Genomic DNA, 14919 nt, shown 5'->3' on the forward strand with positions numbered 1-14919 from the left:
AGGTGGGGGGTATACTGGGAAGGCTTACGCTCTCCCGTGGGATGGGCGGGGATAAACCCCGCCCCTACATCCCCCCCATCCTCACCTTCCCCCGCCAGAGGGGAAGGGATCGGCATCACAGTCAGTGGATCTTCTTGAGGGACACCTGGTCGATCCAGGCGGTTCCGCCGATGAGATTATCGAGTTTCTGGCTGGTCTCTCGCCGGATCTTGATGACAATGGCCTGAGATCGCGGAGAGGTTTCAAACGGTACGCGCACCTCGGACCACGGGTGGTCGCCGATGTAGCTCTCGCTCGTGGCATGGCGTCTGCCATCGAGAAAATCTATTACCTCCAGATAGGGGCCGTTTGAGGTCGTGATGCCTGTGGTCTTGATGGAACCGCTCAGTAGGTAGCGAGTCCCCGGCATCACCGGAACCACCTGAGAGGCAGCGGTCAGATCTAGATTTCGAGTGCCATCAAAGGCGATCTTGAGCGATCGCGTCCCCTCCGCGGAGCTCGACGCACCAACCCCAATCTCTACCCCAGCGCTCCGTCCAACCCGCCAATCGAATCCGGCCCCCCACGTCTCGTCTCGCTCGAACCCGCCATTCCACATTAGATTGTCAAGGTCACCGCCTCCCCTGCCAATCCCCCGTAATCGCAACAGCAGGTTCCAGGCAGACGTAGCCTCTGACAGGTCCTTGTGTTCAAGCATGAAATCGACATACGCTGAAGCGAGGCGGGGATCCACGCTGACAGCAGGGAGAGCGGTAAGCCGCTGCCACACCACCCTTCCGTTCTCAGCCTCCCCCTGCCTGATCAGGTAGTCCAGGTAGTCCGACAAGACCCCCGGCTCGGCGGGTAAGGTCGTGTCGATGAAATCGGCGGGCTGCATGAGGGTGTGGATAAGGGTGAAATAGGTCTGGCGCTGGCTTGGCTCGGTCATCACCAGATGTCGCAGGTTGGCGATGGCGGCCTCGTAGTCCTCAAGCTGGATCTGAAACAGTGCGGCCTCCCAACGCAGCCTCGCATTGCTAGGATTGAACCACAACGCAAGCCTGAGGGCGGGCTTGGCCTCCTGGACCTGACCTAACCACCAGTGGGTCCTCGCCACATCGAACCACGTGCGGCTGGAAAGGGGATTCTCCCAAAGGGCCAGTCGATAGTGACGCAACGCCTCCTGATAGTCCTGGAAGCTCACGCTGTATTGGCGAATCTTTCCCAGGTGCTGATGCTGGTACTGGGGGTGTTCTGGATGCGACCGCCAGGCACGGAGCAGTTCAGGGTCGTGGGGAAGAGCGGGGATCGCGAAGCTGGCCGCCCAGGGACGGACGATCATCCAGGAGGCCAAGGTGGTAAGGCAGGCGAGCAGTAGGAGGGAAGCGGCCTTGCTTGACGACGTCCTGAACTCGAGGACCATGCGATCTCATCTCCCATCCTAAAACTAGCGCGGGAAAACTATTCCATAGTCATTTTGTTGAGGGTCGATACCCCGCGGCTTGCCGCGAGTTCGTCATACCGGCGGAAGCCGGTATCCAGAGGGCCGACTGGATTCCGTGTCAAGCACGGAATGACGGGCCAGAACAGAAGACGATACCCCGCAGCTTGCCGCGGGGCAGTTCATTGGTTTTAAGGTCCCCCCCACCCGTCCCCTCCCCCTCGGAGGGGGGAGGGTAAGAGGGAGAGTGCGGCCTTTCATGCCCATTGGCGAGTCAAGGCTCATGAGGTACTGCCCCGAAAGTCCCCCTCAACTACCTGATCCGTAGGGGCGGGGTTTATCCCCGCCCGGTAAGCGGGAGGGCATAAAGCCCTCCCCTACATCCCCCCATCCTATCCTTCCCCCGCAAGGGGGGAAGGGATATCGGCGGGAGAGTCCGGACTTTCATGCTCATGGGCGTGGGGGGCTCCTGGGGTATTGCTTCGATCATGGTGCCCCCTCGCGACGATACCGTGCCGTTCGGATTTCCGATGATAATAGTCGTGATAGTCCTGATAGTACGAATACCCGTGGCTATGCAGATCTATGTTGTTCAGGACGACGCCCAAGATTTTCGCGTTGACTGCGTTGAGCGTTCTCACCGCTCTTTGAGCGGCATCTCGAACCGTTTTGCCTGCACGGATAACAAACACGGTGCCCTCGGCGAATGTGGATAGCAGGACGCTATCGGTAAACCCAAGCACCGGCGGCGCATCGATAATCACATACTTGAACTGCTGACAGAGCAGTTCCAAGGCATCCCTCATCCGCTCGGAGCCAAGTAACTCTGCCGGGTTCAGTGGGGATTGTCCCGCCGGCAGTAGAGAGAGGTTGGAGGTTGCCGTTGGTTTGATGACGGCGCTAAGCTCTGCGTCTCCCACAAGGAAGTTCGACAGCCCTGGCGTTCGATCCTGCCCCAGGATCCGGTGACAATCGGGATAGCGCATATCCGCATCGATGAGCAGAACGTCACCGCCAAGTTGCGACAGCGCGACAGAGAGATTGATCGACACGCCTGTTTTACCGTCGCCCGGTTCCGCACTGGTCACGAGGAGCAGCTTAGGAGGGTTCTCCGGGAGAGAGAAGAGGAGCGAGGTCCGGATGTTCCGGATGGCCTCACCAACCAACGAGGACTGATCCTGGAGCATGACCAGTTCAAACGACTTCGCGTCCTGGCCGTTGTTGGTCGTTCCTTTCAGCCGCCTCCTTCGTTCGACGGAGGCTAATGCCGGCACGGCCCCCAGAATCGGCAATGCGAACGTCGATTCTACCTCTTCGATCTTATTGACAGTGTTGTCAAGGTAGTCGGAGAAGAACGCCAGGCCGATCCCCAGGCCGAGACCGAGGACGATCCCGAGCGTCAGGTTGAGCAGTTTCTTAGGGCGATCGGGCCAGAGCGGAATTTTCGCCAGGTCAGTGATCATAATATTCGTGGAATCGAGTCCCGCAGAGACAGCCGTCTCTTTCATGCGCTGCAACAGGCCGGAATACAGTTCGCGGTTGATGTCAACCTCTCGCTTCAGGATGTTGTACTGAATGGAATCCTCGTTGGTCTTGAGGGTCACCGTTTTCTGCTTATCCACCGCTGATTGGAGCAGATGTTCCGATTTCAGGCCTGCCTCATAACTCGACCGGAGGCCATCGACAACCCTTTGGACCTCACCATCAAGCTTTATCTTCACTTCGTCGATATTACTCTTCAGCGCCACCATCCTGGGATAGTCCGACAGGAACGTCTCAGACAGCTTCCTGTATTCGGCCTGAAGGCGGAAATACTCTGTCTTCAAGCTAGAGATCAGCGGATTTTCCAACACCGATGGGATCGACTGAAAATCCTGTCCCTGAGTCTGCCGATGCAGCGCCTCCTTCGCCAGCCGCTCGCTGCGCGCTTTCATCAGGGCATCAGTGAGCAGTGAGAGCTGCTTGGTGGTCTGTTCCTGTTTTTCATCTAGCACGAGGTATTGCTTCTGCTTGGCAAATCGCTGAAGCAGTTCATCAGAGCTCTCGAGCTTGATCCTCACCTCTTGAATCTGTTTCGCCAGGAAGTCGCCGGCATATTTCATCGCGCCCAGCCTCTGCTCGATGCTCTGTTCGATAAAGTTCTCTGCCATCGCGTTGGCAATTTGGGCGGACAGTTCCGGCGAGGGGCTGAGGAAGGCGATCTTCACCAGGCGGGTATTCTTGACGGGTTCAATCTCCAGCTTTTTCAGGAAACTCTGCACCACGGGCGATTCGGTGATTGACGCCTCGCCGGAAGCCTGCTGCGTAGACGGCTGAGGGCGTATGAGGTCCACAAGATTGGTGAGCCAAGTCCATGTTGGAGAGGCCGGACCTTGCATTCCAGAGCCCAAGAATTCCGGGTTTGCGTCGAGGTTGAAGCGTTTGACGACCCGCTCCGCAAGCGAATAGCTTGTCAGCAGCTTGTATTGCGTCTGATAATAATCATCGGTCTCTTTGTTGGCAGACGGCGAGACGTCATCGAACTTCAGGATCTTGAGTTCTGCCCTGTCGATCTTGATGGTGGCGGTGGCCTTATACACCGGCCGCTGAACAAACGTCGCAGTGGCAACGGTAACCACCGTGACAAGAAAACAGGTGAGGACGATCCAGCGATGCTTGAGGAGCACCTGCCAGTAATCCCTGAGATGCGGATCTTTCTTTTGCTCGGGAAACGCCTGGACAGGCCATAGCTGAGGCTTCGCCAAGCCTCCGCTGCCCCCCTTCACCTTTACGAGCGCATTATCGGGGTCCATCTATCTCTATCCTTGACTGAGAAAATCTCCCCTCGCCCCTCTTTTCCAAAGAGGGGTAAATCCTCCCTTTGGCAAAGGGAGGTGAGGAGGGATTGTTCATCATAAAGACGCGCCGACGCCGAACCGGATGAACTCAAGAAAACCGAACCAAGCCGACTTAAACCCATTGCTGTTGACCAGGATCACGTCGTTCTTCATCACAAGGGGGCCTTTCTGGCCCTGCTCGATTTCGTTGAGACTGACCTCAATGATCTGCTTCTGTTGTCCTTTAATCTCGCGGAAGATCTTGACGCTTTCAAAATCTGCGACCTTCGTGACACCGCCGGCTTCGATGATCGCTTGATCAACCGTAACATCCCTGCCCTTCAAGACATACGAACCAGGTTTCTGGACCGATCCCCCCACAAAGTAGCTGCCCGCCTTTGGAACGTGGACGACGTCTCCGGACTGCAGGGGCGCGTTCAACTCATCCTTCCCATCGACCAGCATCTCCTCCAGGTTGATTTCGAGAACCGCCTCCTGAGCGGATTTGCCATCCGATGCGGTCTGGGGCTGAGAGCCAAGCGGTCCTGGCGCTGCTGACGACTTCACAACTTTACGAATCAGGTAGACGATCTGGTCAGATTGCTCTGTGAGCCCCTCGGCCATTGCCAGCATATCGACTACCGAGCGCGGGCCACTGACCTCAAAGACGCCGGGCTTTTTCACGGCGCCGAGGACACTAATTCGGTGACTGTGATGCTCGAGCACGAAGACGCTGACCTGAGGATCCCTGATGTACCTGGAGCCGAGCGCCGCCTTCACGATCGCTTCAAGCTCCATAGCGGTCTTTCCGCCGGCGGCTACCGTTCCCGCCAGCGGGAGCGTCATGAGCCCTTCTGCGCCGACTCTGGCCTTGATCTTGCTGAGTTCCGCGATGTCGAAGACGGAGATCTCTAGCAGATCGCCTGTCCCCAACCGATAATCACCAGACAGACTGTCGGAATTCGCCATGGCAAGGATCCTGCTGTTGAGGGCCATAGTGCCACGGCTCTCGTCACGGGTCGCGTTGGCGATCAAGGCTTCGGTCTTTGAAATCCCGGACCTTGTCGCGCAACCGGAAGCGAAGAGAGCGAGCACCGCCACAAACAACAGGATATAGCTATTAACCGCATCAAATTTGAATTGACATCGATTAAGAAAATCTCCCATCGCCCCTCTTTTCCAAAGAGAGGTACATCCTCCCTTTGGCAAAGGGAGGTCAGGAGGGATTCTTCGATACGGTAAAGTCACTATTTTTAGATAGTTAATCGCTGTTTCCCTATCCGATCCTATCCTCTGTTTTAACATCTCTCGGTCTTTCGTCTTCTCCTGTTTTCCACAGTACACAGGAGGGCATCGATCGCGTAAATCCCCTCTCCCATCAGAACAAGACGGAGCGGTGTAGGCTATTGCCTATTTAAGGGCCACGTCACTGGCAACGGAGTTATTTCCATTGCTGTGTAATGCCAATGAACCACCTGCGGTAGCTCCTGCCGTGCCCCCAGTCACTGCCGCAGCGAGCCCCCACCCAGCCGCTGGGACAAAGAACGCTGCTGCGAGACCGCATTCCTCAACGACTACCCATCGCTCTTCAGGTTTTTCTTCCCACGCCCACGTAAAGCCGTCGTACAGATCCTGGGTCGGTCGCGGCGGTTCGGCATTCGGAGAGCCAAGTTGCACCTCCTGCCACCCACCCGACACCTGTGGCGGGTTCGACGGATGCCAGGCCCATACATGCTCCGACTTGGCAGCTTGGGATGGCGGACTGACCGGCGGCGGGAGCTTGGCAGCCTCCCCGCTGGAAGCCCGGCGGAACGCTGCAAATTGACCGCACTCTCTCTGGGCAACCACCCATTGATCCTTCCACGCCCACGCAAAGCCTTGACGCAGATCCTGGTCCGGCGCCGGAGGCGTCACTGGTGGCACGCCAAGCCTCATCTCCTGCCACCCGCCCTGAACCGCTTGGGGGTGAGAGGGGTGCCATGTCCAGACATGTTCAGGCTTTGCCGCCTGGCTAGGAGGATCGGACGGCGGAGGGGTTCGCTGGCCTCCAGGCTGAGCAGCCGCGTACTGTTTGAATCCCCCAAACGATTGAGCGAGCATGGTCCGTACCTGTCCTTCTCTCAGCCGTTCTGTGACGGAGCCGTTCTGCGAGACGAGGACCGCCTCACCAGACAGCAGGCGGACTCGAGGAATCCCCCCCTTCTGAGCTGTGATCACACCCAGCGTGTCTCGCTGAGCCTGTGCATCCGTGCTGACGCGGGTCGCTATGGGGTTGTGATCAGAGCGCCCCATGCCGGCCACCGCAGTCTGAATCATCCCCCCCGGCATCCAAAGCCGAACAGACGAGGAGGGGCGCAATCGAAACAACATGTTGCCCTCTGCCATGCGTACCGTCGTGGAAGGCCCCATCACAGCGATGGCAAGCTCTGTCGTGGGACTGGCTTCCAGTCGGCTTCCGTCGGACAGGGTCAAGGCAACGATCCCGGATCGGGCCCTGACCAGCATCTTGTCGAACACTGGAAGCGTCCCTGAGCCCAACGAAATCCAGCTCTTCCCGTCGAAGGAAACCTGCGCGGGCGACGTCCCGCGGATTTCACCGAGCGGTCGATTGAACAGAGGTGCTCCCGCGATCGCCACCGGCGTGATCGCTGACAAGGCGACCATAAGGAGCACCGCAACCGTACAACCAATACGACTTCCACGATCTACCCAAGAGGCGAACATTACCATTACCCCCTCTCTACGCCATCGGACGGTTATTGAGAAATAGATTAGATAAATACAGGCTCAGAGGGCGACGGTTCGCCCTCAGCCCTCTGAAACGTGCGGCCGACGAGACCAACGAGCTGATCGAATATGCGAGCCAACACTCGCCGCCGGGCCCACACCTCTCCGCGCTGCACTGCTCGGATCGCCTTTTCCAGGTTAGTTCCATCGCCCTTGACAAGGTACCCCATGGCCCCGAGTTCAAGCGCCTCCAGAATGGTCGTCTCCTCATCGTGGCCCGAGAGGACGATCACCTTTGTTTTCGGGCTACACCATCTTACCACTGGGAGGACCTCCAGGCCACTGATTCCCGGCAAGTCTATGTCCAGGGTCAGGATGTCTGGATCTAGCCGTTCCACAGTGGCAATCGCCTCCCGCCCACTGTGCGCCTCTCCGACAACTTCAAAGCCCGGCACCAAGTTGAGTTGTTCACGGAACAACTCGCAAAGCCCTGGGTCATCCTCAGCGATAACAATACGAATCATAGATGACATGCTGTCAGTTCTCCCCGCTCTTGGTTTCTACATGTTCCTATGTATACAAGATACGCTCAAGAGATCCTTTTCGTCCATAGGCCATGTGGCGTATTTTCTAGAAAAAAGAGGGCTGAGGGTTTTAGGGGTGTGTAGGGTTTAATCACGGCAGACATGAGGTCAGTCCGGTTGTTCTACGATCCGGTAAAGGGTGAGCTGTAACCGCCGACTGATCTTTAACTTATTGAATACATTGCTCACATGGGTCTTAACGGTCTTATAGCTGATCCCGAGCCGGGCGGCAATCTCTTTATTTGTCATACCCTGAATGACCCACCTCACGATCTCTTGCTCCCGATCCGTCAGGGCCTCTTGCATCTCTGAGAGGGGGAGATTCATCTCTTGCGTCTTCTGACGCAAGCTTTCCAGCGCCTCGGCCAGGACCTTGCGCCCCGCCCAGATCTCTCCAATATAGGTGACCCGGATGGCCCTGATGAGATCCTTGTGGTTGAGTGGTTTCGATAAATATCCTTTGGCACCCAGTTGTAAAGCCTGGCTCACGAACTCATCTTCAGGCAATCCGGAGAGGATCAACACATGTGTTCGGGAGGATTTCTCGCGGATCATGGGGAGCGCCTCAAGCCCACCCATCTCCGGCATGCTCACATCCAAGAGCAGAATATCCGGCTGAAGGACTTCCGCTAGCCTTATGGCTTGGAGACCATCCGCCGCCTCGCCGACCACGGAAATGTCGGGCTCTTGCGCCAACAGCGTCCGGAGCCCTTCTCGAAAGAGCGTATTGTCGTCAGCGATAAGGACTGATATGGGGCTCATGGAACCATTCTCTCACGTCACACCATGAAATCTCTTGTTACCCGTCAACAATAGGTGATATGGCACATATTGAGCTTATCTTAGGCCCATTTCCACACCTGTCAAGAAACTTCTCGGGAAACGGAACAACATGGGGTTCTTCCGGATTTTCCGTGGGTACCCCGGCCTTCCAGCATCCCCTCCCCCCACCGAGGGGGAGGGCGTGGGTGGGGTAGCTGTCGTGTCGATGATAGATTTGCTTGCCATCTCCCGCCCTCCTTGCGTATGGTTATGCTGAGGTTAGATGCGTCCCCTTCAACCGGAGAATTTCACCATTGCGAAGGCTTAAATCGACGCTGATCATTATGCTGCTGGGACTGACGACTGTCGTTGTCGTTGGCGCGCTTCTGCTCCTGCTCTTCCTTCCCACCCTCCTCCAGCGGTTCGCCTGCGCCCCGTACGGGATTCGCTGCGCCGTCGGGCAGGTCAACATCCGCCCCCGCCCGAACCTGACCGCAGACCTTGTGATTTACCATCTTACCCTGTTTGACCCTGAAGGCCCGGGTGTGGCGCTGCAGGTGAAGCGTCTCGCCGCAACGCTGAATATTCCGGCGCTGATCCTCACGCGTCAGGTCATGCCGACCGAGGTCCGGATCGATGGCCCGGAACTGCTGCTCAAACAGCTCGACGATGGCCGATGGAATCTGGCGGTGTTGGCTCAGGAGGTGCAGAAACATTTGCAGCCTACCACCCGGCCCACCGGATTGCAGCTTCCCCGGATCGCTTTAACCGCCGGCGCGCTTCAGATCGGCGACCATCGGATCGGCGATGTCAACGTAACTCTTGAGCCGAAGCCGGCCCCTCTACTGTTTGAGATGCAGGCGCGAGCCGTCGTCGGTGGACGGTCGGTCCAGATAAGCGGCGCCTTGAGAAATACACTCGATGGGCAGATCATGGCGCAGGTTCAGGAGGTTATGCTGCGTGGCGCACTGCGGTTTCGCGTTGATGCTTCGGATCGCGCCGTAACCATTCCCGAATGGTCGTTCGAGACGGAGGGCGCGATGGCGCGCGGGGCAGCGGCCATTCGTTATGGAGACTGGCCACCTGCCTATACACTAACCGTCGCCGAGTGGGGGGCAGATCTTACAGCGTTGGCGCATCGGCTCTCCTTCCCCTGGCTTGCGGACCTTACGGGCATGATAGAAGGCGAGCCGACTACGCTGCAAGGTCACTGGCCGGAGCTGCCCGTCGGGGAGGTTATGGCTACGCTCAGAGGCGGTGGACTGGAGCTCGCCTCGCCGCGATTCGGAGTGGCGGGGCTCAGTGGACGCATCGGCTTCTCATTACCGGACGGAGGACGCCCATGGAAGGCGGAGATCATGAGCCGATCGATACAACTCCACGCTGCCACCAGTAACGGTGCGACTACGCTGCAAGACGCCGAGATCGCCATACAAGGGATTGGGATGTCGGGGCGTGATCTTACAGGCACGCTCGCCATCGGACAGGCCGACCTCGCTGGTCGGCCACTACGCGCGCTCAAGGCCAGGCTTGAGATAGACCCTGACCATGTTCGAATCCCCGAGTTCCACGTTACCGCCGGTGATGGGGATGTCCGTGGCCACGCCTCGTTTTCGAGGGCTGCGCCCCTGCAAGAGGCGCGCGTGACGCTTTCGGTACGCGGCCTTCGTCCGCAGTCGCTGTTCGCCCTCGTCGAAAAGCCAGCAGGGCTGCTGGGGATCCCATTCGACGCTGAGCTCTCGGCCACACTCTCCCACGGTTTCGTGACAGCAACCATCGATCTGCCGCCCGCCGTGACTGGGCAGTTGCGTCGCATGATCCTTGAGGTCCCGCATACGGCCTCCGCCGCCGGCCAAACCAGTGGCCATCTTCTCCTTCAGGCGCAAGGGACCCTCCAGACCGGCCAGGGCATGCAGGCGTCCGGTTCGGTCAGGGTGCGAGGGCTCCGCGAGCTGTTGGCCGGTGGGGATCCGATGAATCAGGCGCCCCCCGTTGAGCTCGCCGTTGCCTACCGTGATAGCCTGGTCACGCTCAAGGCTCAAGATCTCGGCTTCTCGGCCGCTGAGCTCGCCCCCTTGCTCAGTCGGCTGGCTGGCCGGCGGATCGAAGGCAAGGAAGGACGCCTGGTCATATCGGCAGACGCCACATTCGGCGGATTGCAACCTCCCACCGCCAGCGGCGCGATAACGCTTCAAGGCCTTTCGTTCAGCCTGGCACGGCAAGCGGCTGAGCCGGTGCCTCTGCTTACGGGCATCCGGGGTACCGTCGCCTTCACCCTCGACAGGGGTCTACTGACGATCAAAGAGACGGCCCTTCGGACCGACAGAGATCTCACGCTCATCCTCTCAGGTAGTCTGCCGCTCAGCCACAACGACCGCAGTGCGACCCGCGCTTACCTGACCGTCCCGTGGACGGAGGTCGCGGGACTCCGCTCAACGCTCGCCGCTCTGACGGGAGGCCAGCCTGACGCCACTCGCCTCGCCGGTCAACTTCAGGCGAATCTGGAGCTCATCGGCCAGGAATATCACGGGGCGCTCTCCCTGCGAAACGTCAGCATAGAATCGAACAGCTTCCATCTGGACAGCGCAAGCGGTGTGATCCCGCTGCACGGACGGACCGGTTCGACAGGCTCACGGCAGGTCGGCCAGGGTTCGACTTCACCCCTGCACCAGGTCGCGACCCAGCAGAGAGCAGGCTGGTCCCACACCACCGAACGTGAGTATCGCACGGCGCTGGAGAGGTTATCGAACGTGCCGGCCCGGGCGCCATTCTCGCTGACCATCAGATCACTCGCCTACGACCCGATCGAGCTTCGTAACATCGAGGTCGCCCTCGCCTCGTCAGGAAACCAGATCGCCGTGCAGCGGTTTGCCTTTGACGCCTCGGGCGGGCGGTGGAGCGGCTGGGGAACGGTCGAGCCTCTGGGAGGGGGGATCGCTCTGACCTTGCTCACTGAGGGGCTCAGCCTGCGCGCGATTTGTGATGCCTTTCCGCCCATCAAGGGGTATATTAATGGGCGGATCAACGGGATGACCGACCTCGTGGTTCCACACTTTGCCATCGACCAGGCACAAGGCAGCGCTCGGTTTTGGGCCGTAGACTCTCCGCAAGAGAAGCGGAAGATCAGCCGCCGCCTGATCGAACAGTTGGCCGGGCAGCAGATCCGCTATTTCAGTCTGTTTGGAGTGCCCCGTCGCTATAATCGTGGCGTACTGGAGGTAGCCTTGAAAGCAGGCGATCTGAGCTTTCACGAACTTGAGATTTCTCACACGATACTAGGGTATAAAGATCTGGACGTTCGCGTCTCGCCTACCTTTAACAGGATCGGGTTGACTCACCTGCTCGAAAGTATCAGTGAAACGATCGAGCGGATCAGGGCCTCGGCTGAGACAAATCACTGAACGTAACTATTCAGGTAGATAGGCTGAAGGCTGAAGGTTTTTAGGGACAAATAATGCGTGATCATACAAAACTCCGGAAAGGTCTTGAATCTACAGGGGGTTCATTCCCCGGCTTGCCGCGAGTTCGTCATACCGGCGGAAGCCGGTATCCAACAGGCCCCGGCTGGATTCCGTGTCAAGCACGGAATGACGGGCCAGTATCAAGTACGGGGCAGGCTTGTCAAGCCCGGAAAGACAAACAACAAGCAAGGAGGACGTGGATGCGCAGATACCGAAAACAGCTTGTGATGTTCACCCTGAGCTCCCTGCTCAGCGTCGCCGCGTGCGCGGTCATTACCGTCAATGTCTATTTTCCGGAAAAGGATGTCAAATCGGCCTACAAGTCGCTGGAGGAGGAGTTGCTTCAGCCGACTCCGAAGAAGGAGAAGGAGGCGCCAGGTCAGTCGCCAACGTCCAGCCTGCGGCCAGGGCAGCAATCGATGCTGGCCGTGATCCGTACGTGGCGAGTAACGTTGGTGAGCGAAGCGATGGCCCAGGACGATCTCTCGCGGCGGATTACGCAGGAGATCAAGGGCTATCCGGAGGTGATCGCCGCGTATAAAGGAATCGGACAGCGACTCGCCCGGATGAATCAGCTTCGAGATCAGGGATTGGTGGGTGAGGCGAAAGATGGGAAGGCGGCCCTACGCGCGAATCCCCCCCAGGTGGGCGAGGCGGAGGCCGCGCTGCTGCTGGAGGAGAATGGGGACCGTGAAGTGATTATCAACGGGATGGCAAAGGCGATCCTCAAGCTTACCCAGCAAGAGGCAACCCCTGCGAATCTGACGAAGGTGAAAACACAGGCCGCCGAGACCTTTGCGTCGATCCGCCGCGATGCGGCTCACCCGGGCTGGTGGGTGCAGATCCCGAACGGCACCTGGGGGATGCGCAAGTAACGCCCGACCCAATAAGGCAGCGGCCTTTACTGGTCTTCATACTTGGCCTTTAGCTCAGCCACCACATTGGCGTCTGCCAGCGTTGTGGTGTCGCCCAACGCCCGGCCTTCGGCAATGTCACGGAGCAGGCGACGCATGATCTTGCCGCTGCGGGTCTTTGGGAGTTCGGCCGTGAAGATCAGATCGTCCGGTCTGGCGAAGGCGCCGATCTTCTTGACGACATGCGCCTTGATCTCCGCCTGGAGTTCGGGAGTGGGCTTGATGCCGTCCCGGATGGTCACGAAGGCGGCGATGGCCTGCCCCTTGATCTCGTGGATGCGGCCGATGACGGCTGCCTCAGCCACGGCAGCGTGATCCACGAGGGCGGACTCGACCTCCATCGTCGAGACACGATGTCCGGAGACGTTCATCACGTCATCGACGCGACCCAGCAGCCAGAAATCGCCATCTTTATCTTGGCTTGCCCCGTCACCGGTGAAATAGATACCTTTATACTTCGACCAGTACTCTTTGGCGAAGCGATCCGGATCACCCCAGATCCCGCGGAGCATACCGGGCCAGGGCTTACGAAGCACGAGGAAGCCGGTCGTGGCGGGTCTGCCTCCCTCATCCACCACCTCAGCGTCGATCCCCGGGAAGGGCCTGGCAGCCGAGCCTGGCTTGAGCGTGGTAATCCCCGGGAGTGGCGTGATCATGATGTGGCCGGTTTCAGTCTGCCACCAGGTGTCCACCACCGGACAGCGGCCGCCGCCAATTACCTTCCAGTACCAGACCCACGCCTCGGGATTGATCGGCTCGCCGACGCTGCCAAGCAGGCGAAGGCTTGAGAGGTCGCAGCGATTCGGGTATTCTTCGCCCCACTTCATAAAGGTACGGATGGCCGTCGGCGCCGTGTAGCAGATTGTGATTCCGTGCTTCTCGATGATGCGCCAGAAGCGATCCTTATCCGGGTAGTCCGGGGTGCCCTCGTACATGACGGTGGTGGCCCCGTTGGCCAGAGGTCCGTAGACGACGTATGAATGACCAGTGACCCAGCCCACGTCAGCGGTGCACCAGTAGACATCGTTGTCCTGGATATCGAAGACCCATTTGTGTGTGGCAACCACTCCGGTCAGGTAACCGCCTGTGGTATGAATGATCCCTTTCGGTTTCCCGGTCGAACCAGAGGTATAGAGGAGAAAAAGCATGTCCTCGGCATCCATGATCTCAGGGGCGCACTTGGCCGGCGCGTCATCGATGAAATCGGTCCACCAGATGTCCCGACCCGGCTGCATGTCTATGGCCTGCCCGGTCCGCTTCACCACGACCACCGTCTTGACACCGGGGCACGCCCTGAGCGCCTCGTCGGTGTTTTTCTTGAGCGGCACCACCGCGCCGCGACGGTAGCCGCCGTCGGCCGTGATCACGAGGGCCGAGTCGGCGTCGAGGATTCGGTCGCGGACAGCCTCCGGTGAGAAGCCGCCGAAGATCACGCTATGAGGCGCACCGATGCGCGCGCACGCCAGCATCGCGATGGCGACCTCCGGGATCATCGGCATATAGATGGTGACCCGATCCCCTTTCTTGACCCCGTGTCGCTTGAGGGCCGCTGCGAAGCGGTTCACCTCGCGATAGAGATCCCAGTATGTGAGGGTCCGAGTGTCGCCCGACTCTCCCTCCCAGATGAGGGCTGCCTTGGTGCGCAGGGGGCCATTCACATGGCGGTCGAGACAGTTATAGGCAACGTTAAGTTTGCCGCCCGCAAACCACTTGGCGTGCGGGGCTTTCCACTGGAGGACCCGCTTCCACGGCTTGAACCAGTGAAGGGCCTTGGCCTGGCGCTCCCAGAACCGGACCGGATCCTTTGCCGCTTCCTTATATACGGCAGGCTGATTGACTACCGCCCGCTTGGCGAACGCTGTCGGCGGCCTGAACTTTCGTCGCTCCTTCAGAGGTGCTGCAATCGGGATATCGCCTCCGCTCTTGGTCTGGGTCATAAACTCCTCCGTCGGTCACATCGTTCATGGCATCCTGAACAGCTTTCACGAGCGATCATTGTACGTGAGGCTCAAGTACGCTGACAACGATTTTCCTTTTGCTGCTCTCTTGTGGATAAATCGTATTTACCGAGAAAAATATAGAGGGCCCCAACGGAATCAAATTTATATTGGCTCTTCGCGTAATCGAGTGGGTGAATTTAACATGAAATCCTCTGTAAGCCTTGTGGCATCTGGTAAAATCCGGTCTGCACCCCTTGCAGAAAACGGGAGGATTTCTCAATGGCTATTTCAACCA

The 14919-nt window shown here is 58.8% G+C and carries 9 protein-coding genes; 2 read left to right on the plus strand and 7 right to left on the minus strand.

The genetic code is table 11. The features are described 5' to 3' along the window. Positions 1 to 121: 121 nt before the first annotated feature. The 6 genes from CLG94_RS12585 to CLG94_RS12610 all read right to left on the minus strand — a co-directional run bounded on the left by CLG94_RS12585 (position 122) and on the right by CLG94_RS12610 (position 8309). Positions 122 to 1402, minus strand: a complete 1281-nt coding sequence (locus CLG94_RS12585; RefSeq protein WP_107564029.1) for a tetratricopeptide repeat protein — start codon at positions 1400 to 1402, stop codon at positions 122 to 124. Between the two features lie 410 nt (positions 1403 to 1812). After that, positions 1813 to 4212 (minus strand): GumC family protein, encoded by a 2400-nt coding sequence (locus tag CLG94_RS12590; protein ID WP_107564030.1) that lies wholly within the window; start codon positions 4210 to 4212, stop codon positions 1813 to 1815. Positions 4213 to 4311: 99 nt separating this feature from the next. Next, positions 4312 to 5403, minus strand: coding sequence for a polysaccharide biosynthesis/export family protein (locus CLG94_RS12595; protein WP_161954184.1), 1092 nt, complete (start codon positions 5401 to 5403; stop codon positions 4312 to 4314). Positions 5404 to 5646: 243 nt separating this feature from the next. Beyond that, positions 5647 to 6960 carry a hypothetical protein gene (locus CLG94_RS12600; protein ID WP_107564032.1) on the minus strand — a complete coding sequence of 438 codons (1314 nt, stop codon included), beginning with the start codon at positions 6958 to 6960 and terminating at the stop codon, positions 5647 to 5649. A 47-nt stretch (positions 6961 to 7007) separates the two neighbouring features. Beyond that, positions 7008 to 7496, minus strand: coding sequence for a response regulator (locus CLG94_RS12605; RefSeq protein WP_107564033.1), 489 nt, complete (start codon positions 7494 to 7496; stop codon positions 7008 to 7010). Between the two features lie 159 nt (positions 7497 to 7655). Then, a complete protein-coding gene (locus tag CLG94_RS12610) occupies positions 7656 to 8309 on the minus strand; it encodes a response regulator (protein ID WP_107564034.1) in 654 nt (217 codons plus the stop codon). 314 nt (positions 8310 to 8623) lie between these two features. Between CLG94_RS12610 and CLG94_RS12615 the strand changes: the two genes are divergently transcribed. Both CLG94_RS12615 and CLG94_RS12620 read left to right on the plus strand, forming a co-directional pair. Then, positions 8624 to 11710: an AsmA family protein gene (locus CLG94_RS12615; protein ID WP_107564035.1), complete on the plus strand. Its 3087-nt coding sequence runs from the start codon at positions 8624 to 8626 to the stop codon at positions 11708 to 11710. Between the two features lie 260 nt (positions 11711 to 11970). Then, positions 11971 to 12645 carry a DUF1318 domain-containing protein gene (locus tag CLG94_RS12620; RefSeq protein WP_161954185.1) on the plus strand — a complete coding sequence of 225 codons (675 nt, stop codon included), beginning with the start codon at positions 11971 to 11973 and terminating at the stop codon, positions 12643 to 12645. Between the two features lie 26 nt (positions 12646 to 12671). Here the strand turns inward: CLG94_RS12620 and acs are convergent, their stop codons facing one another. After that, positions 12672 to 14621, minus strand: coding sequence for an acetate--CoA ligase (gene acs, locus CLG94_RS12625; protein ID WP_107564037.1), 1950 nt, complete (start codon positions 14619 to 14621; stop codon positions 12672 to 12674). Between the last annotated feature and the right edge of the window lie 298 nt (positions 14622 to 14919).

It is taken from the genome of Candidatus Methylomirabilis limnetica (assembly GCF_003044035.1).
Classification (GTDB): Bacteria; Methylomirabilota; Methylomirabilia; order Methylomirabilales; family Methylomirabilaceae; genus Methylomirabilis; species Methylomirabilis limnetica.